19 protein-coding genes are annotated in these 21,233 nt (G+C 63.6%); 9 read left to right on the forward strand and 10 right to left on the reverse strand.

Going from position 1 to position 21,233, the window contains the following annotated elements:
* Nucleotides 1-33: 33 nt before the first annotated feature.
* Genes rfbD through rfbA form a run of 4 tightly spaced genes read right to left on the reverse strand, consistent with a single transcriptional unit; the run spans nucleotide 34 to nucleotide 3,487 of the window.
* The gene (rfbD, locus tag JG743_RS24865; protein ID WP_202293487.1) at nucleotides 34-963 is read right to left on the reverse strand and encodes a dTDP-4-dehydrorhamnose reductase; all 930 of its coding nucleotides are present in this window, start codon (nucleotides 961-963) and stop codon (nucleotides 34-36) included.
* The gene (gene rfbB, locus JG743_RS24870) at nucleotides 960-2,036 is read right to left on the reverse strand and encodes a dTDP-glucose 4,6-dehydratase (protein WP_202293489.1); all 1,077 of its coding nucleotides are present in this window, start codon (nucleotides 2,034-2,036) and stop codon (nucleotides 960-962) included. Before rfbB ends, rfbD begins: the two co-directional genes overlap by 4 nt.
* A gap of 13 nt (nucleotides 2,037-2,049) precedes the next feature.
* Nucleotides 2,050-2,604 carry a dTDP-4-dehydrorhamnose 3,5-epimerase gene (rfbC, locus tag JG743_RS24875; RefSeq protein ID WP_202293491.1) on the reverse strand — a complete coding sequence of 185 codons (555 nt, stop codon included), beginning with the start codon at nucleotides 2,602-2,604 and terminating at the stop codon, nucleotides 2,050-2,052.
* Nucleotide 2,605: 1 nt separating this feature from the next.
* The gene (gene rfbA / locus JG743_RS24880; RefSeq protein ID WP_202293493.1) at nucleotides 2,606-3,487 is read right to left on the reverse strand and encodes a glucose-1-phosphate thymidylyltransferase RfbA; all 882 of its coding nucleotides are present in this window, start codon (nucleotides 3,485-3,487) and stop codon (nucleotides 2,606-2,608) included.
* A gap of 236 nt (nucleotides 3,488-3,723) precedes the next feature.
* On the opposite strand from rfbA, the gene JG743_RS24885 reads away from it, so the two are divergent.
* A complete protein-coding gene (locus tag JG743_RS24885) occupies nucleotides 3,724-4,665 on the forward strand; it encodes a UDP-glucuronic acid decarboxylase family protein (protein ID WP_202293495.1) in 942 nt (313 codons plus the stop codon).
* A 51-nt stretch (nucleotides 4,666-4,716) separates the two neighbouring features.
* Here JG743_RS24885 and JG743_RS24890 read toward each other — a convergent pair whose 3' ends face one another.
* A complete protein-coding gene (locus JG743_RS24890; protein ID WP_202293497.1) occupies nucleotides 4,717-5,307 on the reverse strand; it encodes a biotin transporter BioY in 591 nt (196 codons plus the stop codon).
* 114 nt (nucleotides 5,308-5,421) lie between these two features.
* On the opposite strand from JG743_RS24890, the gene JG743_RS24895 reads away from it, so the two are divergent.
* Nucleotides 5,422-6,330, forward strand: a complete 909-nt coding sequence (locus tag JG743_RS24895; protein WP_202293499.1) for an MBL fold metallo-hydrolase — start codon at nucleotides 5,422-5,424, stop codon at nucleotides 6,328-6,330.
* A gap of 3 nt (nucleotides 6,331-6,333) precedes the next feature.
* Here JG743_RS24895 and JG743_RS24900 read toward each other — a convergent pair whose 3' ends face one another.
* Both JG743_RS24900 and JG743_RS24905 read right to left on the reverse strand, forming a co-directional pair.
* The gene (locus JG743_RS24900) at nucleotides 6,334-7,119 is read right to left on the reverse strand and encodes a DUF1499 domain-containing protein (protein ID WP_202293501.1); all 786 of its coding nucleotides are present in this window, start codon (nucleotides 7,117-7,119) and stop codon (nucleotides 6,334-6,336) included.
* A 74-nt stretch (nucleotides 7,120-7,193) separates the two neighbouring features.
* Nucleotides 7,194-8,822: a fatty-acid--CoA ligase gene (locus JG743_RS24905; RefSeq protein WP_202293503.1), complete on the reverse strand. Its 1,629-nt coding sequence runs from the start codon at nucleotides 8,820-8,822 to the stop codon at nucleotides 7,194-7,196.
* Between the two features lie 190 nt (nucleotides 8,823-9,012).
* Here JG743_RS24905 and JG743_RS24910 point away from each other — a divergent pair, with 190 nt between their 5' ends.
* Together JG743_RS24910 and JG743_RS24915 are read left to right on the forward strand one after the other, a co-directional pair.
* On the forward strand, nucleotides 9,013-9,399 hold the full coding sequence (locus JG743_RS24910; RefSeq protein WP_202293505.1) for a hypothetical protein: 387 nt from the start codon (nucleotides 9,013-9,015) through the stop codon (nucleotides 9,397-9,399).
* 119 nt (nucleotides 9,400-9,518) lie between these two features.
* Nucleotides 9,519-9,908, forward strand: coding sequence for a DUF427 domain-containing protein (locus JG743_RS24915; RefSeq protein WP_202293506.1), 390 nt, complete (start codon nucleotides 9,519-9,521; stop codon nucleotides 9,906-9,908).
* Nucleotides 9,909-9,978: 70 nt separating this feature from the next.
* Here the strand turns inward: JG743_RS24915 and JG743_RS24920 are convergent, their stop codons facing one another.
* The 3 genes from JG743_RS24920 to ppdK all read right to left on the reverse strand — a co-directional run bounded on the left by JG743_RS24920 (nucleotide 9,979) and on the right by ppdK (nucleotide 14,898).
* The gene (locus JG743_RS24920; protein WP_202293508.1) at nucleotides 9,979-10,719 is read right to left on the reverse strand and encodes a polysaccharide deacetylase family protein; all 741 of its coding nucleotides are present in this window, start codon (nucleotides 10,717-10,719) and stop codon (nucleotides 9,979-9,981) included.
* 114 nt (nucleotides 10,720-10,833) lie between these two features.
* Nucleotides 10,834-11,949 (reverse strand): glycosyltransferase family 9 protein, encoded by a 1,116-nt coding sequence (locus tag JG743_RS24925; protein WP_202293510.1) that lies wholly within the window; start codon nucleotides 11,947-11,949, stop codon nucleotides 10,834-10,836.
* A gap of 264 nt (nucleotides 11,950-12,213) precedes the next feature.
* Nucleotides 12,214-14,898, reverse strand: a complete 2,685-nt coding sequence (gene ppdK / locus JG743_RS24930; protein WP_202293512.1) for a pyruvate, phosphate dikinase — start codon at nucleotides 14,896-14,898, stop codon at nucleotides 12,214-12,216.
* A gap of 447 nt (nucleotides 14,899-15,345) precedes the next feature.
* Here ppdK and JG743_RS24935 point away from each other — a divergent pair, with 447 nt between their 5' ends.
* The 5 genes from JG743_RS24935 to JG743_RS24955 all read left to right on the forward strand — a co-directional run bounded on the left by JG743_RS24935 (nucleotide 15,346) and on the right by JG743_RS24955 (nucleotide 21,229).
* Nucleotides 15,346-16,773: a phosphomannomutase gene (locus JG743_RS24935; RefSeq protein ID WP_202302943.1), complete on the forward strand. Its 1,428-nt coding sequence runs from the start codon at nucleotides 15,346-15,348 to the stop codon at nucleotides 16,771-16,773.
* On the forward strand, nucleotides 16,773-18,188 hold the full coding sequence (locus JG743_RS24940) for a mannose-1-phosphate guanylyltransferase/mannose-6-phosphate isomerase (RefSeq protein WP_202293515.1): 1,416 nt from the start codon (nucleotides 16,773-16,775) through the stop codon (nucleotides 18,186-18,188). The genes JG743_RS24935 and JG743_RS24940 overlap by 1 nt, the downstream gene beginning before the upstream one ends.
* Nucleotides 18,189-18,275: 87 nt before the next feature.
* A complete protein-coding gene (gene gmd, locus JG743_RS24945; RefSeq protein ID WP_202293517.1) occupies nucleotides 18,276-19,262 on the forward strand; it encodes a GDP-mannose 4,6-dehydratase in 987 nt (328 codons plus the stop codon).
* Between the two features lie 24 nt (nucleotides 19,263-19,286).
* Nucleotides 19,287-20,246 (forward strand): GDP-mannose 4,6-dehydratase, encoded by a 960-nt coding sequence (locus tag JG743_RS24950; protein WP_202293519.1) that lies wholly within the window; start codon nucleotides 19,287-19,289, stop codon nucleotides 20,244-20,246.
* A gap of 173 nt (nucleotides 20,247-20,419) precedes the next feature.
* On the forward strand, nucleotides 20,420-21,229 hold the full coding sequence (locus tag JG743_RS24955) for an ABC transporter permease (protein WP_202293521.1): 810 nt from the start codon (nucleotides 20,420-20,422) through the stop codon (nucleotides 21,227-21,229).
* Nucleotides 21,230-21,233: the final 4 nt, after the last annotated feature.

Genomic DNA, 21,233 nt, shown 5'->3' on the forward strand with positions numbered 1-21,233 from the left:
GACTGGACAGTTGGGGTGCAACATTGGAGATCGCTACAGCCGATCCGAGCCGGCGAAGGATCCGCCCGCATCGCCTTTTCCCTTTCCCAGCAAACGAGACACCACCCTTTGCGCGGACAGCCGCCAGTCCGGCGCCTGCCAGGCGAACGTGCTCCCGAACCTCGCCGTCGACAGGCGCGAATTGCCGGGGCGTCTAGCCCTGGTCGGATAGTCGCTGGTGGCGATATCGCGAACCCGCGCATGCGGACCGCCATGCGCACGGCTCATCTCCAGGACCTGGCGGGCAAAACCGCTCCAGTTGACCTCGCCGCTTCCCGCCAGATGGTAGATGCCAAAGGCATCGAAATCGCCGTCGCCATCGAGCCTCGCCGCCACCTGCAGGATAGCGGCGGCGACATCGAATGCGGAGGTAGGGTTTCCCCATTGATCGGCCACCACCGCGATCTCGTCGCGGTCGCAGGCCAACCTCATCATGGTCTCAACGAAGTTCCTGCCGAAAGGACTGTAGAGCCACGCGGTGCGCAGGATCAGATGACGCGGATTGGCCGCCGCCACCGCCTGTTCGCCGGCAAGCTTCGAGGCGCCATAGACGTTGAGCGGAGCGGTGGCGTCGGTTTCGACATAGGCCCCGTCCTTGGTGCCGTCAAAGACGTAGTCGGTCGAAAGATGGATGACGGGAACGCCGAGCCGCGCCGCTGCCTGGGCGACGGCGCCGGCGCCGGCGGCGTTGACCGCAAAGGCCATATCCTTCTCGTCTTCGGCCTGGTCGACAGCGGTGTAGGCGGCAGCGGAAACGACGATATCCGGCCTTGACGCCGCCAGTGCGTCGAACACCGTATCGGGCCGAGCCAGGTCAAGTTCCGGTCGGCCAACGGCGACGACCCGCACCCCCTCCAGCCCTTGCCCGGCCTCAAGCAGGCTGGCAACCACCTGGCCCGCGCGCCCGGTCACGACAAGTCTCACGCCGCGCCCTTCCCGCCCGCGGCCCGGCCCAACCGCTCGCCGGAATAGCGCTGGTCACGGATCGGCCCCCACCACCATTCGTTGTCGAGGTACCAGTCGACGGTCGTTGCCAGACCCGTGTCGAAGTCCTCCCTCGGTGACCAGCCGAGATCGCGGCCGATCTTGGAGGCATCGATGGCGTAGCGGCGGTCATGCCCCGGGCGATCGGTGACGAAAGTGATCAGGTCGCGATAGCTGCCGCCGCTGGCGCGCGGCCGTCGACGGTCAAGAAGATCGCAGATCGCCTCGACGACGCCGAGATTGCTGCGTTCCGAATTGCCGCCGACATTGTAGCTTTCGCCCGGCCGCCCCTTCGTGGCGACAAGCTCCAGCGCCCTGGCATGGTCTTCCACATAGAGCCAGTCGCGCACATTGGCGCCGGCGCCATAGATCGGCAGCGGTTTCTCGTCGAGTGCGTTGAGGATGACCAGTGGGATGAGCTTTTCGGGGAAATGATAGGGCCCATAATTGTTCGAGCAGTTGGAAAGCACCACCGGCAGGCCATAGGTCTCGTGCCAGGCCCGCACCAGATGATCGGAGGCGGCCTTCGAGGCGGAGTAGGGCGAGGATGGCGCATAGGGCGTCTCCTCGACGAACATGCCGCCGTCGAACGGCAGAGCGCCGAACACCTCGTCGGTCGAGATCTGATGGAAACGGAAGCGGCCTTTGCGCCCTTGCGGCAGGTCGCGCCAGTATTCCAGGGCCGCACTCAGCATGCGGTACGTGCCGACGATGTTGGTCTCGATGAAGGTGTCGGGTCCGTCGATCGAGCGGTCGACATGGCTCTCGGCGGCGAGATTCATGACGATGTCGATGGCGTCGCGGTGCAAGATCTCCAGCACCGCCCTCTCGTCGCAAATATCGGCGTGAGCGAATTTGTAATTGCGCGCGTTCTCGACCGACCGCAGCGACTCAAGATTTCCGGCGTAGGTGAGCTTGTCGAGATTGGTTACGCGATAGGCCGGATTGGCGCACAGGTGCCTGCACACGGCCGAACCGATGAAACCGGCGCCGCCGGTCACCAGGAAATTCATGCCGCTCCTCTCCTCACGCAAACACCTCCGCGGCGGCAAGCACCGGCGCCTCGAGGTCCTTGTCCGAAAGCTGGAACCCGCCCGCCATTGCCGGCCATTCGATGCCGATGGCGGGGTCGTCGAACCGGATCGACCGCTGATCGGCAGGCGAATAAATGTCGGTCACCTTATACAGAACCTCGGTATCCGGCACGAGCGTGACGAACCCATGCGCGAAACCTTTCGGCACCAGGACTTGATTGCCTTTCTCGCTCGACAGTTCGACGGCGGCCCATTTGCCAAAGCTCTTCGAGCCGCGGCGGATGTCGACGGTGACGTCGAGGATCCTGCCTCTGCCGACGCGCACCAGCTTCTCCTGGGCGCGCGGCGGCAGCTGGTAGTGAAGCCCCCGCATCACACCGGCGGCGGCGGAATAGGAGCGGTTGTCCTGCACGAAACGGAGATCGATGCCGGCCTCGGCGAAGCGCTTGGCGTTCCAGTCCTCGACGAAATAGCCGCGAGCGTCGTGAAAACGCTTCGGGACGATCTCCAGCACGCCGTCGAGGCCGAGTGGGATGATCTCCAGCACCCTAGTTCTCCGACAACTCGCTGACGCGCCTGCGCAAATAGGCGGCGTATTCGTTCTGGCCAAGGCGGGCGGCGCGTTCAAGAACCTTGTCGGCCGTCAGCCAACCCTGCTCGAAGGCGATCTCCTCCGGGCAAGCCACCTTGATGCCCTGGCGATGCTCGATGGTGCGCACGAAGGACGCCGCCTCATGCAGGCTGTCATGTGTGCCGGTATCGAGCCAGGCATAGCCGCGGCCGAGCTGATGCACCTGCAACTGGCCGCGTTCGAGATAGACATTGTTGACCGCCGTGATCTCGAGTTCGCCGCGCTTCGACGGACGGATGGTCGACGCGATGTCGACGACGTCGTTGTCGTAGAAATAGAGGCCGGTAATGGCCCAACTGGACTTGGGCAGTTGCGGCTTTTCCTCGATCGTCAGAGCCTTGCCGCTGGCCTTGTCGAACGAGACCACGCCATAGCGCTCCGGATCCTCGACACGGTAGGCGAACACCGAGGCGCCACGTTCGCGCTTCGCCGCCATGCGGCAGAGCTGCGACAGGCCTTCGCCGAAGTAGAGGTTGTCGCCAAGAATCATCGACACGTTGTCCTTGCCGATGAAGTCGCGACCGATGATGAAGGCTTCGGCAAGTCCATTGGGGTGGGGCTGCTGGGCATAGGAAACGTCGAGCCCGAACTCCGAGCCATCGCCCAGCAACTGCTGGAATGCCGGCAGGTCACGCGGGGTTGAGATGATGAGGACCTGGCGGATTCCCGCGAGCATCAGCACGCTCAGCGGATAGTAGATCATCGGCTTGTTGTATATCGGGAGTATCTGCTTGGACACGGCCAGCGTCAGCGGATAGAGACGGACCCCGTTGCCTCCCGCAAGGATAATTCCCTTCAACAGATCCTCCTTGCCTCGCCGAACCCCCTTCGGCACCACCGTGCTAAGGTTTCGCACGATGGCTTGTCAATCTCGATGGCCGTCGGCGCCAGGCTGCCATTCCTCCGACCGACCCGGCCCGTGGACACCCGGTCGCGCGCGCCACGACAATCAGACCGGCGGCGCGAGGTTTGTCGGTTGGCAAATCGCAATCCGGTGCTAAACAGCAACGGACCGGCCGCGAAAACGGAAATCCCATGGCCAGACTTCTCGTCACCGGCGGCGCCGGCTTTCTCGGATCGCATCTGTGCGGCAGGCTTGTCGAGCTTGGACATCAAGTGGTCTGCGCCGACAATTTCAGCACCGGATCCAGGGACAATATCCGTCAGCTTCTGGCAGTTCCGGCTTTCGAGCTGATCGAGCATGACGTGACGCTGCCGCTCGACCTGGACGTCGACGGCATCTACCATCTTGCTTCACCGGCAGCGCCCATCCACTATCAGAACGACCCGATCCGTACGACGAGGACCAACGTACTCGGCGCCATCAATATGCTCGATCTCGCCAGATCTCGAGGCACGCGGATCCTGCAGGCCTCCACTTCGGAGGTCTATGGCGACCCAGAAGTCCATCCACAGCCGGAAACCTATTGGGGGCGGGTAAACCCGATCGGCACGCGCAGTTGCTACAATGAAGGCAAGCGCTGCGCCGAAACGCTGTTCTTCGACTACTGGCGCGAGGCCCGCACCGAGATCAAGGTGGCGCGCATCTTCAACACCTATGGCCCGAACATGCACCCGGACGATGGGCGCGTCGTCAGCAATTTCATCGTCCAGGCGATCCGTGGCGAGCCGTTGACAATCTACGGCACCGGCAGCCAGACACGCAGTTTCTGCTATGTCGACGATCTCGTCGATGGCCTGCTGAGGCTCATGGCATCGCCCGCCGATTTCACGGGCCCGGCCAATATCGGCAACCCGCATGAGGTGACGATGATCGAACTGGCCGAACATGTGCTTCGGCTTGTCGGCGGCGGCTCCAAGCTGGAGTTCCGGCCCTTGCCTTCGGACGACCCCAGACAAAGATGCCCGGACATTTCGCTCATGCGGGCGGCGCTCGGATGGCGGCCGCGGATCAGTCTGGAAGACGGCCTGAGGCAAACGGTCGCCTATTTCCAGCGTCGTTTGGCGACGGCATGAAAAAGCCGGCGGGCAGCGACTGCCAGCCGGCTCGTTTCACCTTGATTGGTGTCAGGCGCGCTTGAGCAGCGACCAGGCCGCAGGCACCAGGGTCGCGGCGAGCGCCACCTTGATCAGGTCGCCGACGATGAACGGCAAAACGCCGAACTGCCAGGACTTTTCCGGGCCGATCAGCATTGCCAGCCAGGCAAAGCCCATGGCCATCATGATGACTTCGGCGACCAGCATGGCATTGAAGAGCTTGACCGGATGACGGTCCCAGCCGCGATCGGCGGCCCAGCCTACGATCGCGGCCATGACGACGAAGCCGGCAAGATAGCCGCCGGTGGAGCCGAGCATATAGGCGATACCGATGCCTTTTTCGGGCGTGCCCTGGAAGACCGGGAAGCCCATGGCGCCCTCGGCCATGTAGAGAAGCAAGGTGGCGACGCCGAGGCGCAGGCCGTACGCCGACGCGATCAGTAGCACAGCGAGCGTCTGCAGCGAGATGTCGACCGGCCCAAGCACCACCTTCGTCTTTGCCGACAAGGTGAGCAGCAGCGTTCCGGCGATCGCCAGCAGGATCTGCGTCGCCAGCCGCGCCGCGCCCTTTTCAGGCAGTGCCAGAGAAACAAGCGGACGCATCGTTGCTGCAAGTGCCATGGTGATCCCCATTTAAGCTGCCGCCGACACGCGGCCTCGCGTTTTCCTATATTGGCTTCCGTGTTATGCGGCAATTGCTTTTGCCGTCTCACGGAACGGAGCTTCGCGCCCCTCATGGCCCTCAAGTTCGACACGCGTTTCGATGCCGCCTACGGCAAGGCGGTGAGCGTCGCACCGGACGTGCAACGCCTTACCGCCAGAAACCCCAGTCCGTTCACCTTTCACGGAACCAACAGCTACCTGGTAGGCCGCGAGACGCTGGCGGTGATCGATCCGGGACCGGATGACAACGCCCATCTCCAGGCCCTGATCGAGGCGATCGGCGGCAGGCCGGTCAGCCATATCTTCGTCAGCCATACGCATCGCGACCATTCCCCGCTGGCGGCGCGGCTGAAAGAGCGCACTGGGGCGGCCGTGCTTGCCGAAGGCCCGCACCGCCCGGCGCGGCCCTTGCGAATCGGCGAGGTCAATCCGCTCGATGCCAGCGCCGACACGGCTTTCGTTCCGGATACCGCGCTCGCCGACGGTGCGCTGGTCCAGGGCGACGGCTGGGGCATCAGGACGGTATTGACGCCGGGGCATGCCGCCAACCACGCGGCGTTCGCGCTCGAGGGGACCGGCATTCTGTTTTCCGCCGACCATGTCATGGCCTGGGCGACCTCCATCGTGGCGCCGCCCGACGGCGCCATGGCCGACTATATGGGCTCGCTCGACAAGTTGATCGCGCGCGACGACCACGTGCTGCTGCCCGGCCATGGTGGGCCGGTGACCAGGCCGCGCAGCTTCATGCGCGGACTGAAGACGCATCGCAGGATGCGCGAGCGGGCGATCCTGGAGCGCATCCGCGGCGGCGACCGTACGATCAAGGAGATGGTGGCGGCGATCTATCGCGACACTGACCCGCGCCTGCACGGCGCCGCCGGCCTGTCGGTGCTGGCGCATCTGGAGGATCTGGTGGCGCGAGGCCTCGTCGCCACCGACGGCGACCCGGCCATCGACGGCGTCTTCAGGCCGGCGGCCTGAAGCTCACTCGGCCGGCGCAGGCCCTACCTGCCCGGCCACCTCCTGGTCGAGTTCGCCGAGGAAATCGACGATACGGGCGGCATTGTCGCCGAGGTCGTAGCGGCCGTAACGGGAGGCCGAACGCATGTCGACGATGACAGTGTCACCGTCATCGGCGATGCGGATCGCGACATCGGCCGGCAAGCTCAGCACGAAACTCCTGGCCAGCGCGTTGATCGTCACCTCGCTTTGGCCGTCGGTTTCGGGATACGGCCCCTTAAGCTGCCAGTCGCGCCGGTCGAGCACGGTTTCCACGGCATCGACTACAGTTTCGAACGGCAGATTGTAGCTGCGGCCGGTGACCAGCGGATAGGCATCGCCTTGCAGCCGCTGCTCGCCAGGCGTGGGCGGCGAAAGCATATTCATGTCCGCCGTCCGGTCCGACGTGTCGAGCACCGGTGGATCGTCGAGATCGGTCGAAATGTCCCTGAGCGGCGGCGAGGTCGTCGCCCAGTAGGCGGCGACGCCGAAGGGAGCAAGCACCAGAAGCGCCAGCAGCGCGCCGACCGAGAGATCGCGCCCGCCGCGATCGCCGAAGTTCCACAGCCTCGACAAGGCGAATCCGGCAAACAGCAGCGCGAAGGCGGCGAGCAGCGCGACGATCGCCAGAACCCAAAGGAATACAGGCGTTTCGACGAGGTCGAGACGATGGCCGACAAGCACCGTCAGGAGCAGGACGACCGAAAAAGCCGCAGTCCGCCGCGACCAGCCGGCGGCGCTCGACGTCTGCCGTTCAGCAACAACAACCATTATCCGCCGCACCAACCCGAACGGTACCTAGAGTTTTTTGACGGCTGCCAGAAGCCTCAAAAACGCACATCCCGTCAATCCGTCGGCAAGCGATAGTCCCTGAATTGCTCGCGCAAGGTGATTTTCTGGATCTTGCCGGTGGCGGTATGGGGGATTTCGCCGACGAAGGCGACGTCGTCGGGCATCCACCACTTGGCCACCTTGCCGTCCATGAAGGTCAAGATGTCGCTCTTGCTCGGCTCCTTGCCCGGCTTGCGCACGATGACCAGCAGGGGCCGCTCGCCCCATTTCGAGTGCGGAACGCCGATTGCCGCCGCCTCGGCGACATCGGGATGGCCGACAGCGAGGTTTTCGAGATCGATGGTCGAGATCCATTCGCCGCCGGACTTGATGACGTCCTTGGCGCGGTCGGTGATCTGCATGTAGCCGCCGGCATCGATATGGGCGACGTCGCCGGTGTCGAACCAGCCTTCGGCGTCGAACTGCTCGGCACCGACGCCGCCATAGTAGGCGCGGGCAATGGCCGGGCCGCGCACCTTCAGCCGGCCGAAGGTCTTGCCGTCCCAGGGCAGCGCATTGTTGTCGTCGTCCGTTATCTTCATTTCGACACCGAAGGGCGGATAGCCCTGTTTGCCCTGGATATCGAGCCTGGCGTCGCCCTTCAGCGCGGCATATTCCGGCTTCATGGTGCACAGCGTGCCGAGCGGCGACATCTCGGTCATGCCCCAGGCGTGGATGACCTGGACATCGTAATTGTCCTGGAATTTCTGGGTGATGGCGCGCGGGCAGGACGAGCCGCCGATGACGACCTTCTGCAGATGGGGAAGTTTGCTGCCGGTCTCCTCCAGATATTGCAGCAGCATCATCCACACCGTCGGCACGGCGGCGCTGAAGGTCACCTTCTCGGTATCGAGCAGTTCATAGATCGAGGCGCCGTCCATCTTGCAGCCGGGCATGACCAGCTTGGCGCCGATCATCGGCGCGCTCTGGCCAAGGCCCCAGGCATTGGCATGGAACATCGGCACGACCGGCAGGATGACGTCGCGGGCTGAAATGCCCATGGCGTCGGGCATCGCGGCGATCATGGCGTGCAGCACGTTGGAACGGTGACTGTAGAGCACGCCCTTGGGATCACCCGTGGTGCCCGAGGTGTAGCACATGCCGGCGGCGGTGTTCTCGTCGAAGGTCTTCCAGGCGAAGGCGCCGTCGGCTTCGGCCAGCCATTCCTCATAGGCAACCGCGTTCGGCAGCGCCGTCTCCGGCATATGCGCCCTGTCGGTCAGTACGATGATTTTTTTCAGCGATTTGACCGCGCCGGCCATCTTTTCCAGCAGCGGCACGAAGGTCAGGTCGACGAAGATCGCCCTGTCTTCGGCGTTGTTCATGATCCAGGCGATCTGTTCGGGAAAGAGACGCGGATTGAGCGTGTGATAGATCGCGCCGATGCCCATGATGCCGTACCAGGCCTCGATGTGGCGCGCCGTGTTCCAGGCGAGCGTGGCGATGCGGTCGCCGAGCTTGAAGCCGTCCCGCTCCAGCCGCTGCGCGACTTTCAACGCACGAAGGTGGATGTCGGCATAGGTGGTGCGCACGATCGGCCCCTCGATCGAGCGCGACACGATCTCGCGTCCGCCATGCTGCCGCTCGGCGTTGTCGATCAGCTTGTGGCAAAGCAGCGGCCATTCCTGCATCAGTCCAAGCATTTGTTCCTCCCCTGCGCTTCCGGCGATCTTTTTGCGCCATTGTGGGACGAACCGGCGGATTGTCCAGCCGTTAGCGCTGAAAGCGGTGCATTCCTTGAAGCCCCTGCGGAAACCGCCACAATCCGGCCATCGTCGGCGTTAAGTTTCGTTAACGGGCTGTGGGTGCGATTGGCGAATGAAAGAGGTTCGCATGGACACGCAGCTCGATGACAAGGCTCCCGAAGACCTGGCTCTCGAAGACTTGGCCCTCGAAAATACGCTTGCCGAAAGTCTGACCGATTTGGTGCCGGACGCCAAAACCGTTTCCGAAGATGAATTCGTCGAAGTTGTCGGTGGCGCCCTGGAGGCGGTCGGCGGCACGCTGCTGTTCAAGATGTGCGTCCAGAACGGCGATGAAGCCCAGCATGTCGCGGCCGCTTGCGTCGGCGACGGCGGCAATCGCCAGTTCCTGCTGCTCACCTTGCCGACCGTCGGCGGCGCGCTGAAGGTCGAGACCGCGTCAAGGAGCACCAATCCGGTGGCCGGCATCGCCGCCGCCTATGCCGGACTGATGGACGTGTTCCAGACGGCTGCCTGACAATTCCGGCGAAAGGGTCGGTTTGAACGCCGCCAAGGCATGGGCTCGGCCTTGCGCCAGCCGTCTGTCCGACACACCTATTGCGGGCGACCTCTCAACCGGACAAGGAAAACCCGCCAATGGACCAGATCGCCAACCCAGCTCCCGGCTTCCTGCGCAATCCTGACAAGGTCATCACCATCGAGCCTTATCGCGGTACCGTCACCGTGCGCGCCGGCGAAACGGTCATCGCCTCGTCGACAAGAGCGAAGCTTCTGTCGGAGCCGCCCTATCCTGCGGTCTTCTACATTCCGTTTGCTGACATCGATTTCGGCCAGTTGGCCAAGACCGGTCACTCGACGCACTGTCCCTACAAAGGCGATGCCAGCTATTGGAGCGTTCTGCCGGCCGAAGAGACCGGCAAGGACGCAATGTGGGCCTATGAGCAGCCCTTCGACGAGATGACGGAGATTCTCGATCACGCCGCCTTCTACTCCAGCAAGGTGACGATCGAAGCCACGCCGGCCTGAGGATCCCAGCGAAGGTCGCTTCGTCTCCGCGACGGAGCTTCGCACCGGCTGGGATGACGGTGTTGGCTAGCTAATCCGTGGTGCCGTCGTTGCCTATGCCGTCGGCATCGTCGAGCCGCACGAAGGTCAGGCCCTTTTGCTTGAGCGCCAGCAGCCCCTGCACCACGCCCTCGCCGGCGGCATGGGTCGGCTGGTTGATATGGGCAATGATGACGTCGCCATCCTTGGCGGCACCGATGCGCCGGGCGGTTTCCCTGGCGCCCAGCAGCGAACCGCCGTCGCCGTTGATCGAGAAGCCGGCGACCTTGAAGCCGAGCTTGCGGATCATGGCGATGGCCGAGGGGCTGTATTCGGCGGTGGCGCCGCGAAACCATTTCGGCGCCGGTTCGCCGGTCCCTGCGAGCGCCGCGGCACCCGATTCGACCTCCGCCAGCACGGCATCCGGGCTGCCGGCGCTGCGGATGCCGTAGATCTTCCGCGGCGTGTCGACCGCCGGGATATGGCGGCCGCCATGGTTCTCCAGTTCGAACAGGTCCGGATGAGCGCGCATGATCTCAACGGCGGCCGCGTTGCGCTTCAGCCAGATGCCGGTGACGAAAATCGTGGCCGGGATCCTGTTGTCGACAAGCGCCGAGAGGATGCGCGTGTCGGTCTGGCCTCCGCAGGCGTCGAGCGTCAGCGCGACGCGGCCGCTGCCGGCGGCCTGCGGCTTCAGATGCAGCGTCGGCTCGACCAGCGGCGCGGCGTGCCCTGCGGACACAGCGCAGACCGAGAGCGCGATCGCGCAAAGATGTTTCCGCAGCAGACGCATGGTCGATTATTCCAAAGCTGGGTGGTTGCAATACCATCCAGAAGACCCGCATCAAGGCAAAAATCGGGACGGCGCCTACGCGAAGAACGGTGTCGCGACAATTTGTCTGCTGCTTCAGGCGTAGCGCGAAAGCGTGTGTTCGGTCTGCTTTTCGGTCAGAGCGAGGATCTCGCGCACAGCCTCGGCGACAGGCCCAACCTCCAGGCGCCAGACGCAGCATGCCTTGCTCGGATCCGTCCGCTTGCAGAAGTCGCTCGCCACGCATTCGCACGGCATGGAGGGCTGCAGCGAGATGCTCGGCACGCCGACCGGGCCCCAGCGGATCGGGTTGGTCAGCCCGTAGAGACCGACGACCGGAGTTCCCGCTGCGGCGGCCATGTGCATGGGGCCGCTTTCATTGCCAAGGAAAAGCCGCGCCTCCTTCAGCAGCGCCAGCAGGGTTTCGAGCGAAAGCGCCCCGACAAAATTGACGACCGGCGAGGCGGTCCGCGCGGCAATCTCGTCGGCGGGCTTGTGCTCGTCCGGGCCGCCGACCAGCACGAAGTCCAGGCCGGTCTCGTGCGCGATCTCGTCGATGACGGCGGCAAAACGTTCCGGCTGCCAGCGCCGGCCAAGGAAGCTCGCTCCGGCATGCACCGCGACAAAGCCGTTTCGCCTCAGCTGGTACTTGTCCAGCAACGCAAGCGCGCGCGCCGTCTCCAAAGGCAGCGGGCGGATGGACGGCGCTCTCACGCGCAGATCGACGCCAAGCGCCTCGAGCGGTGAAAGATAGCGGTAGAGATAGTGCTGTTCGCCGAAGCCGAACGGCTTGGCGCGAACGTTGGCGGGCTGACGCTCGTGCCAGCGCAAGGGCCTCTCGGACGGATGGTAGCCGACCCGGATCGAGGCGTTGACGAGGTTGCTGACGATCCGCGAGGTCTTCGAATCGCTCAGGTCGATCGTCATGTCGAAGCGGTACCGGCGCAGCCTGCGCACCATCGATAACAGCTCACGCCCCCGCTGCATCGGCGACCCGCGCATCATGGCGCGCCGGAACGTGACGACGTCGGACGCGATGCCGTGAGCCGTAAGGAAGCTGGCGAAACGCGCCTCGCAAAGGAATACGATCCTGACGCCCGGATATCCGAGCTGGAGGTTCCTGGCCAGCGCGGAGGCGAGAACGAGGTCGCCGATGAACTTGGTCTGGAGGATGAGGATCGAGCGGAAGGGGGCGGGGGAAATCTGCAACATCTGTCTCGGGCACCGGGGGGGATCGGAGACCCTGGAGACTGGGCGGAAACGATGTCGAGATTGGGAGCCGCCACGCGCACGTTCGCGTGAGTTTGCTTACAAAACCGTAAGGCGGAGGGCCCATCGGCGGGCACCGATCGGCTAAGCAGGGCATTCCTTGGCAAGCCAGCGAATGCTCCGCTTAGGCCTCTGTTTTGTCGCGGATCCTCGTCGGAAAACCGTAGGACAATTTTCCGGAGTCTGCTTGGCCGCGACCGAAAAGGATCAGCCGCGCGATGCTGCTGCCTTTGCCACCTGCACCGCGGCCTGCGCCGCTGCCAGCCTGGCAATCGGTACGCGGTAGGGCGAGCACGACACATAGTCGAGGCCGACCTCTTCGCAGAAGCGGATTGACGAGGGATCGCCACCATGCTCGCCGCAGATGCCGAGCTTGATCCCGGGCCGCGTCGCCCGGCCCTTTTCGGCCGCCATGCGCACCAATTCGCCGACGCCCTCTATGTCGAGCGACACGAACGGATCCTGCTCGATGATGCCCTTCTGCCGGTAGGTCTCCAGGAAGGAGGCCGCGTCGTCGCGCGAGATGCCGAATGTGGTCTGGGTGAGATCGTTGGTGCCGAAGGAGAAGAATTCGGCCGCCTCGGCGATGGCATGGGCGCGGATGGCCGCGCGGGGGAGCTCAATCATCGTCCCGGTCAGATAGTCGATCTTGATGCCGCTCTCTTCCATGACGCTTGCCGCGACGGCGTCGATGCGCGCCTTGACGTAGTCGAGTTCCTTCACGATGCCGACCAGCGGCACCATGATCTCAGGCACCACCAGGGCGCCGGCCTTCTGGCCCGCCTGGACGGCCGCCTCGAAAATGGCTCGGGCCTGCATTTCGGCGATCTCGGGATAGGAGACGGCCAGGCGGCAGCCGCGATGGCCGAGCATCGGGTTGAACTCGTGCAGGGCCTCGGTGCGCTGCCTGAGCTTGTCGGGCGAGACCTTCATGGCAGCGGCGACTTCGGCGAGCTCCGCTTCCGTCTTCGGCAGGAACTCGTGCAGCGGCGGATCGAGCAGGCGGATCGTCACCGGCAGGCCGGCCATGATCTCGAACAGTTCGAGGAAATCCGAGCGCTGCATCGGCAACAGCTTGGCAAGGGCGACGCGACGGTCCTTTTCCGTGTCGGCCAGGATCATCTCGCGCATGGCGACGATACGGTCGCCGTCGAAGAACATGTGCTCAGTGCGACAGAGCCCGATGCCTTCGGCGCCGAAGGAGCGCGCCATGCGCGCATCGAGCGGCGTTTCGGCATTGGTGCGCACCTTCATGCGGCGCGTGGCGTCGGCCCATTCCATGATGGCGGCGAAATCGCCCGACAGTTCCGGCTGCAGCATCGGCACGACGCCCTTCAGCACCTGGCCGTTGGCACCGTCAATGGTGATGATGTCGCCCTTGCGGAAGGTCTGGCCCATCGCCATCAGCGTGCCGGCCTTGTAGTCGACGCGCAGCGAGCCGGCGCCCGACACGCAGGGCTTGCCCATGCCGCGCGCCACAACGGCGGCATGGCTGGTCATGCCGCCGCGCGTGGTGAGGATGCCTTCGGCCGCATGCATGCCGTGGATGTCTTCCGGGCTGGTCTCGATGCGCACCAGGATCGCCTTGCGGCCTTGCGCCTTGGCATCCTCCGCATCGCCCGAGGAAAAGACGATCTCGCCGGTGGCCGCACCCGGCGAGGCCGGCAGGCCGACGCCGATGACGTCGCGCGCGGCCTTGGGGTCGATGGTCGGGTGCAGGAGCTGGTCGAGCGAGGCGGGATCGATGCGGGCGACCGCTTCTTCCCTGGTGATCAGCTTGTCCTTCGCCATCTCGACGGCAATCCTGAGCGCTGCCTTGGCCGTGCGCTTGCCGGACCTGGTCTGCAGCATCCAAAGCTTGCCGCGCTCGATGGTGAATTCGAGATCCTGCATGTCGCGGTAGTGCTTCTCCAGGCGGTCGGAGATGTCGACGAAAGCCTGGAAGGCATCCGGCATCAGCTTCTGCAGCGATGGCTTGTCGGAACCGGCGGCGATGCGCGCCGCCTCGGTGATGTTCTGCGGCGTGCGGATGCCAGCGACGACATCCTCGCCCTGGGCGTTGACCAGGAACTCGCCGTAGAGCTGCTTTTCGCCGGTCGACGGATTGCGGGTGAAGGCGACGCCGGTGGCGGACGTATCGCCCATATTGCCGAACACCATGGCCTGGACATTGACCGCCGTGCCCCAGCTCTCGGGAATGTCGTGCAAGCGGCGGTAGGTGATGGCACGGTTGTTCATCCAGCTGGAGAACACAGCGCCGATAGCGCCCCAGAGCTGCTCGTGCGGGTCCTGCGGAAACGGCTTGCCGAGTTCCTCCTCGACCTTGGCCTTGTAGTGCGCGATCACGCCCTGCCATTCGAGCGCCGTCAGCTCGGTGTCGAGCTCATGGCCGAGGTTTGCCTTCTCATCCTCCAGGATTTCCTCGAAAACCTCGTGGTCGAGCCCCATGACGACGTCCGAATACATCTGGATGAAGCGGCGGTAGCTGTCATAAGCGAAGCGGGCATCGCCGGAATCGCCGGCGAGCGCCTCGACCGTCTCGTCGTTGAGGCCGAGATTGAGGACGGTGTCCATCATGCCTGGCATGGAGGCGCGGGCGCCGGAGCGCACCGACACCAGGAGCAGTTTCGACGGATCGCCGAAGCGGCGGCCGGTCAGCCGGCCGATATGGTCGAGCGCAACCGCAACATCCGCCTCCAGCTTCGACGGATAGGTGCGGCCGTTGGCGTAAAAGGCATTGCACACCTCGGTGGTGATGGTGAAGCCCGGTGGCACCGGCAGGCCGAGGCTGCACATCTCGGCCAGGTTGGCGCCCTTGCCGCCGAGAAGATTGCGGTCGCCGGCACGGCCCTCAGCGGCGCCATCGCCGAAGGTGTAAACCCACTTGGTCATGCTCGCCCTCCAACGGTCGCAGATTGCAGGCCGGCGAAGCCCATGGCCTCGGCTCCGCCCGTTCCGGTTCGAGCGATATGATGCTGCACTGCGAAAGGCAAGGCGTGCGCAAAGCCGGCCGGTGGCTACAATCGATTAAGGAAAACCCCTAAAATCGATTAAGCAAAAGCTGCGTCAAAAAGACCGGACGCTCAAACGTTGATCGAGATAGACGCAAAGCGAGTATCCGGAGCCCGCCATGCAGCCGGTGATAGGTCTCATCGTCCGGAATACATTGCAAAATGCGGAGCCGCTAAAATTCCGGCGATACATCCAGGCCGCTCACGAAATCGAGCCGGTTCGATTCCGTTCAACTGCGCCCGAGGGCGCGCCGGTATGATTTTTTGTTGACAGCGAACCCCACTCCAATATTACCGGCCTGATCTTCCAAACAGCAAAAGCGGAATGATGAAATTCGGGTCGAGCGGCGTCCGAGGTCTGGCTTCGGAATTGGTTGGGAAGCCCAGTGGACTCTATACTGCGGCGTTCGCCTGGCGTTTGACCTCGAGCGGACTTCAATCGAGCGGCCCGATCTTTGTGGGCCGCGACCTGCGCGACAGCAGCCCGGCGATTGCCGGCCATTGCATGGCGGCCTTGGCCGTGAGCGGATTCCAGCCGATGGATTGCGGCGTCATCCCTACCCCCGCCCTCGCCCTTTACGCCCAAAAGCACGGCGCGGCCGCCCTGATGGTCACCGGCTCCCATATTCCCGCCGACCGCAACGGCATCAAATTCTATCGCCCGAATGGCGAGATCGATAAGGCGGACGAGGCTGCGATAACGCAATATGTCGCCGACAAGTCGAACGTGTACGAGTCACCAAGCCTTGCGGGGACGGCCTGGCCAAATCGCCATGACGAAGCGATTGCCGGCTACCAGGAACGCGCCAACGATATCCTGGGACCGGATTCGCTGTCAGGCATGAGGTTCGGCGTTTACCAGCACAGTTCGGTCGCGGCGGAATTGCTGGTGCGGGTCCTTCGATCGTTCGGAGCAGAGGTGGTCCCGGTCGGCAAAAGCGAAACCTTCGTGCCGGTCGACACCGAAGCCGTGGATGCAGCGACGCTTGCGAAGTTCAAGGCGTGGAGCGGCGAGTTCCAACTCGACGCCATCGTGTCCACGGACGCCGACGCCGATCGCCCGCTTGTCGCCGACGAAAATGGCGATCTGTTCCGGGGCGACCTGATCGGGCTCGTCACCGCGCTTTTCGTGGCCGCGGACACCGTCGTGACACCCGTGACCTCCAATTCGGGCATTTCGGATACTCTGGGTTTCGAGGTGAAGAGAACCAAGGTTGGATCTCCCTTCGTCATCGCCGGCATGGAAGCATCGTACCGTGGCGGCAACATTGTCATCGGCTTCGAAGCCAATGGCGGCGTTCTCCTGGGGTCGGATTGCCTGCTGAATGGAAAGACGCTGGCGGCCCTGCCGACACGGGACTCGCTGCTGCCGATCCTGGCCGTGCTCGGCACCATGGCATCGACGAAAAGACCGCTGTCGCGTTTGCGCGAGCTTTGGGACCTTCCGTTTTGCGCGAGCGAGCGACTCGAAAACTTCCCCCTGGAGAGCTCACGCCGGTTGATGGCCCAACTCGCCAAACCCGATGCGCTCCAGCAATTCCTGGCTCCGTTTGGCATCGTTGCCGAAATCGATGAAACCGATGGCCTCAGGGCACGGATGGACAGTGGCGAGATCATACATTTGCGGCCGTCCGGAAATGCGCCGGAATTGCGCTGCTATTCGGAGGCCGCGAGCCACGCCAGGGCGACGGCGATCGTGGCACTGACACTGGAAAAGGCGCGGGCATTCGCATCCACGGGCACAGAGGGCATTTGATGAAGGTTGTTCCGGTGATCATCAGCGGTGGAGCCGGCTCGCGCCTGTGGCCTGCCTCGCGGCAGTCGCATCCCAAGCCCTTCCTCAAGGTGGCGGACGGACATTCGCTGATCCAGCATACTGCATTGCGCGCCGCCTCGATCAAGGACGTCGTCGAGCTCGTCACGGTGACGTCCAGGGAACACCTCTTCCTCACGACGGACGACTTCGACGCGCTGGAGTCCGTCGTTCCGCAGCGGACCTTCCTGCTCGAGCCTGAGGGCCGCGATACGGCTGCAGCCGTGGCCGCGGCTGCGATCTACGCCAAGGCAATGCATGGCCCCGACGCCGTTCTGTGCATTTTTCCCGCCGACCACATGATCGGAAACTTGCCGGCATTCCTGGGCGCCATGGCCAAGGCGATCGAGCATGCCGGGCAAGGACGCATCGCGACGCTGGGGATAAACCCGACCAGACCGGACACGGCCTTCGGCTATATCGAGGCGGATGGCGAAAACGTCGTCCGTTTCGTCGAGAAGCCGGATCTGGAGACGGCCAAGGCCTATGTCGCCTCCAAGCGGTTCTTCTGGAACGCCGGCATCTTCTGTTTCCGCGCGCAGGTCATGCTCGACGCAATGGCCAAGCATTGTCCCGCGGTGATCGAGGCCGTTCTCGCCAGCTACGATGACAGCCGCGCCAGCCGTGGCGATGGTTTCGCCAACATCGAACTCTCGCCTGAGCATTTCGCCCTGGCTCCGCGCATTTCGCTCGACCATGCGGTGATGGAAAAGGCGCAAAACCTGGCCGTCGTTCCCTGCGACATGGAATGGAACGATATTGGATCATGGAACGCGATGGCCGAACTGGTCGCCCCCGACCAGAACGGCAACCGGATTCGCGGTGACGTTCGCATGGTCGATACAGCGGGCAGCTACATCAGTTCCGACAAACGCGTCATCGGCACGGTGGGCGTCAGCGACCTGGTGATCGTCGATTCCCCCGACGCATTGCTGGTGGCGTCCCGCGATCGCGTTCAGGACGTCAAGAAACTGTTCGAATCGCTCAAGGCCTCCGGGCATGAAGCGCACTTGCTTCACAGCACCGTGCACCGGCCGTGGGGCACCTACACGGTCCTGGAGGAAGGCGAGCGATTCAAGATCAAGCGCATCGAGGTCAAGCCTGGCCGGCGCCTGAGCCTGCAGATGCATCACCATCGTTCGGAGCACTGGGTCGTTGTCAGCGGCTCGGCGAAGATAATTAATGGCGACGAGGAACTGTTCCTGGCGACCAATCAGTCGACCTACATTCCTTGTGGTCACAAGCATCGGCTCGAAAACCCGGGCAAGATCGACCTGGTGATCATCGAAGTCCAAAGCGGCGACTATCTGGGCGAGGATGACATCGTGCGCTTCGACGACGTATACGGTCGCGCCTGACAATTTCATTGGCTCGCCGGGCTGGGGCGGGCAACCATCGGAAACACGGCTTGGGTGGAGCAATCATCGGACACATCGAGAGCATTGATGACAAAGACAGCATTGATAACGGGCGTCACCGGGCAGGACGGCGCCTATCTGGCAGAACTCTTGCTCTCCAAGGGCTATGAGGTCCACGGACTTGCGCGGCGATCGAGCACAGCCGACGTCAACACGACGCGCCTGAAATGGCTCGGCATCGAGAAGGACGTCAGGATCGTCGACGGAAACCTGACGGATCTTTCCGGCCTGGCCCGAACGATGCGCGACATCGGGCCGGACGAGGTCTACAACCTTGCCGCCCAGTCCTTCGTCAAGTCATCGTGGCAGCAGCCGATCCTGACGGGCAACGTCACCGGCATTGGCGTGACCAACGTGCTTGAGGCGCTTCGCCTCGAAAAGCCCGAGGCTCGCTTCTATCAGGCCTCGTCGTCCGAGATGTACGGCCTTATCCAGGAACCGATGCAGTCGGAAACGACCCCCTTCCATCCTCGCTCGCCCTACGCGGTGGCGAAGCTCTACGGCCACTGGATCACCATCAACTACCGCGAAAGCTTCGGCTTGCATGCCTCGAGCGGCATTCTGTTCAATCACGAATCGCCGCTCCGCGGCATCGAGTTCGTGACCCGCAAGGTCACGGACGCGGTTGCGCGCATCAAGAAGGGCCTGTCCAGGGAATTGCGGCTCGGCAATATCGACGCCAAGCGCGATTGGGGCCACTCCAAGGACTATGTCCGCGCCATGTGGCTGATGCTGCAGCAGGATGTGCCGGACGACTATGTCGTGGCCACGGGCAGGACGACGACCGTGCGCGACATGTGCCGCATCGCCTTCGAGCATGTCGGGCTCAACATCGAGGACCATCTCGTCATCGACCCCGAACTGTTCAGGCCCGCCGAAGTCGAAATCCTGCTGGGAAATCCGGCCAAGGCAAAAGCGAAGCTGGGGTGGGAGGCGACGATTTCGCTGGAAGACATGATCCGGGAAATGGTGGATGCCGACCTTGAACGTCATACCAACCAGCCCGCACGCTAAGTCGAGCAGAGGGCCCCTTGCGTAATGGTCGATAGCTTGGCGCATCGCATTCTGGTCACCGGGGCAAGCGGCTTTGTCGGTTCGGCGCTGCTACAGCTGCTCGCGCGGGACCATGGCGAATGCGAGGTGTTCGCCTTTGGCCATGGCAACGGGCAGATGAACCCGATCGACCTCACGGACCGGAGCGCGGTCGAGGCAGCGATCCGAAAAACCCGTCCCACAGCGCTTGTGCACTTGGCGGCGGTCGCGGCGCCGGCGGATGCGCGCAACGCGCCGCGACATGCATGGGATGTCAACGTGACGGGGACCATGAACCTCGCCGAATCCGTGATGCGACATGCTCCGGAGGCCAGGTTCGTCTATGTCAGCAGTTCGGAAGCCTATGGCGCGTCGTTCCAAAGCGCGGCCGGCCGGCCGGTGACGGAAAACGAGCCGCTTCGGCCGACGACGGTGTACGGCGCCACCAAGGCCGCCGCCGACCTGATGATCGGGCAGATGGCCTATGACGGGCTGCGGGCCGTCCGCTGCCGGCCGTTCAACCATACTGGCCCCGGCCAGTCCGACGCCTATGTGGTCCCCGCCTTCGCGCGCCAGGTGGCTGAGATCATGGCCGGCAAGAACGAACCCGTCATCCATGTGGGAAATCTGGAGGTCGAGCGGGATTTCCTCGACGTCCGCGACGTTGTGCGCGCCTATGCGCGTCTGGCCACGGTCGACTTCGATGCCGAACCGGACCGTGTCTACAACATAGCGTCCGGACAGCCCCGCAAGATCCGGGATATCCTTGACATGCTTATCGCGCGGTCGGGCCTCGATATCGAGGTGCGCACGGATCCGGAAAGACTGCGGCTCAACGACACGCCCTTCGCATGCGGTGATGCATCAAAGGCGCGCGACAGGCTAAACTGGAGGCCCGTCGTGCCATTCGAACAGACAATAGCCGACGTGCTCGACTATTGGCGCCGGATGCACGGCGCCCGCTGAAAGCGCAAAGGTCGAGCACAAGCCCTTGGCAACATTTCTGTTCTGTCATGTCATCAACGAAGTGCGAGCCGGCCGGTATTCCGCGTCGGCGCATCAACTTGATGTCCACCGGGCAATAATGTATCGAACCTGTCGCACACAGCCGGCCTGGGCAGAACAAACGATCGGGACATATGCTGCCGACTAAAACGGGCTTCCTTGCAGAGGCGTTCGCCGATATAGGCGCCGCGCTGACGAAACATCACCTCGCGACGACTTTCAGCTGGCAGGACGTGGCCCAGCGCTATCGCCGTTCGCGTGTCGGGGTGTTCTGGCTGACCATCAACATGGGTGTCCTGATCGGCGCGCTCGGGTTCCTCTTCGGCACGCTGTTCCGCACACCCCTGGAGGAGTTTCTCCCCTACATTTGCGTCAGCCTGATTTTCTGGGGGTTCATCGCTACATCAATCAACGAGGGGTGCATCGCCTTTGTCGGCGCCGAGGGCATAATCCTCCAGGTGCGCATGCCATTGTTCACGCATGTGTTGCGGACGCTGTACCGCAACGCAATCATCCTCGGCCACAACATCCTGATATATCCCCTCGTCCTGCTGGCCGTCGCGCGCATGCCGACATGGCACGTCTTACTGGCGCTGCCCGGCTTTGTCATTTTGTCGCTCAATCTGCTTTGGATCATGCTCATCCTGGCGGTGCTGTGCGCGCGCTACCGCGACATGACGCAGGTGATGCAGAACCTCCTGCAGGTCATCATGTACCTAACCCCGGTGATGTGGATGCCGCAAACGCTTCCGGAGGGCTTCTCGAGACGGCTGGTGGAGCTTAATCCCTTCTACCATCTGATCAGCGTCGTGCGGGACCCACTTCTGGGCGAATTGCCGTCGGCAACCAGCTGGATGGCGTGCGTCGTGTTCGCGGTCGTCGGCTGGATGGTCGCATTGGCCCTCTTCGGCCGCTATCGTCATCGCATCCCCTATTGGCTCTGAACAG

The sequence above is a fragment of the Mesorhizobium sp. 131-2-1 genome (genome assembly GCF_016756535.1).
Taxonomy (GTDB): domain Bacteria; phylum Pseudomonadota; class Alphaproteobacteria; order Rhizobiales; family Rhizobiaceae; genus Mesorhizobium.

Bases quoted from the DNA above. Each gene is read 5' to 3' on its own strand.
- rfbB (WP_202293489.1), bottom strand. From the start codon at position 2,036: ATGAATTTCCTGGTGACCGGCGGCGCCGGTTTCATCGGTTCGGCCGTG.
- JG743_RS24890 (WP_202293497.1), bottom strand. From the start codon at position 5,307: ATGGCACTTGCAGCAACGATGCGTCCGCTTGTTTCTCTGGCACTGCCT.
- JG743_RS24925 (WP_202293510.1), bottom strand. From the start codon at position 11,949: ATGTTGCAGATTTCCCCCGCCCCCTTCCGCTCGATCCTCATCCTCCAG.
- JG743_RS24900 (WP_202293501.1), bottom strand. From the start codon at position 7,119: ATGGTTGTTGTTGCTGAACGGCAGACGTCGAGCGCCGCCGGCTGGTCG.
- JG743_RS24940 (WP_202293515.1), top strand. From the start codon at position 16,773: ATGAAGGTTGTTCCGGTGATCATCAGCGGTGGAGCCGGCTCGCGCCTG.
- JG743_RS24885 (WP_202293495.1), top strand. From the start codon at position 3,724: ATGGCCAGACTTCTCGTCACCGGCGGCGCCGGCTTTCTCGGATCGCAT.
- JG743_RS24935 (WP_202302943.1), top strand. From the start codon at position 15,346: ATGAAATTCGGGTCGAGCGGCGTCCGAGGTCTGGCTTCGGAATTGGTT.
- JG743_RS24955 (WP_202293521.1), top strand. From the start codon at position 20,420: ATGCTGCCGACTAAAACGGGCTTCCTTGCAGAGGCGTTCGCCGATATA.
- JG743_RS24915 (WP_202293506.1), top strand. From the start codon at position 9,519: ATGGACCAGATCGCCAACCCAGCTCCCGGCTTCCTGCGCAATCCTGAC.
- JG743_RS24920 (WP_202293508.1), bottom strand. From the start codon at position 10,719: ATGCGTCTGCTGCGGAAACATCTTTGCGCGATCGCGCTCTCGGTCTGC.
- JG743_RS24950 (WP_202293519.1), top strand. From the start codon at position 19,287: ATGGTCGATAGCTTGGCGCATCGCATTCTGGTCACCGGGGCAAGCGGC.
- gmd (WP_202293517.1), top strand. From the start codon at position 18,276: ATGACAAAGACAGCATTGATAACGGGCGTCACCGGGCAGGACGGCGCC.
- ppdK (WP_202293512.1), bottom strand. From the start codon at position 14,898: ATGACCAAGTGGGTTTACACCTTCGGCGATGGCGCCGCTGAGGGCCGT.
- JG743_RS24895 (WP_202293499.1), top strand. From the start codon at position 5,422: ATGGCCCTCAAGTTCGACACGCGTTTCGATGCCGCCTACGGCAAGGCG.
- JG743_RS24905 (WP_202293503.1), bottom strand. From the start codon at position 8,822: ATGCTTGGACTGATGCAGGAATGGCCGCTGCTTTGCCACAAGCTGATC.
- JG743_RS24910 (WP_202293505.1), top strand. From the start codon at position 9,013: ATGGACACGCAGCTCGATGACAAGGCTCCCGAAGACCTGGCTCTCGAA.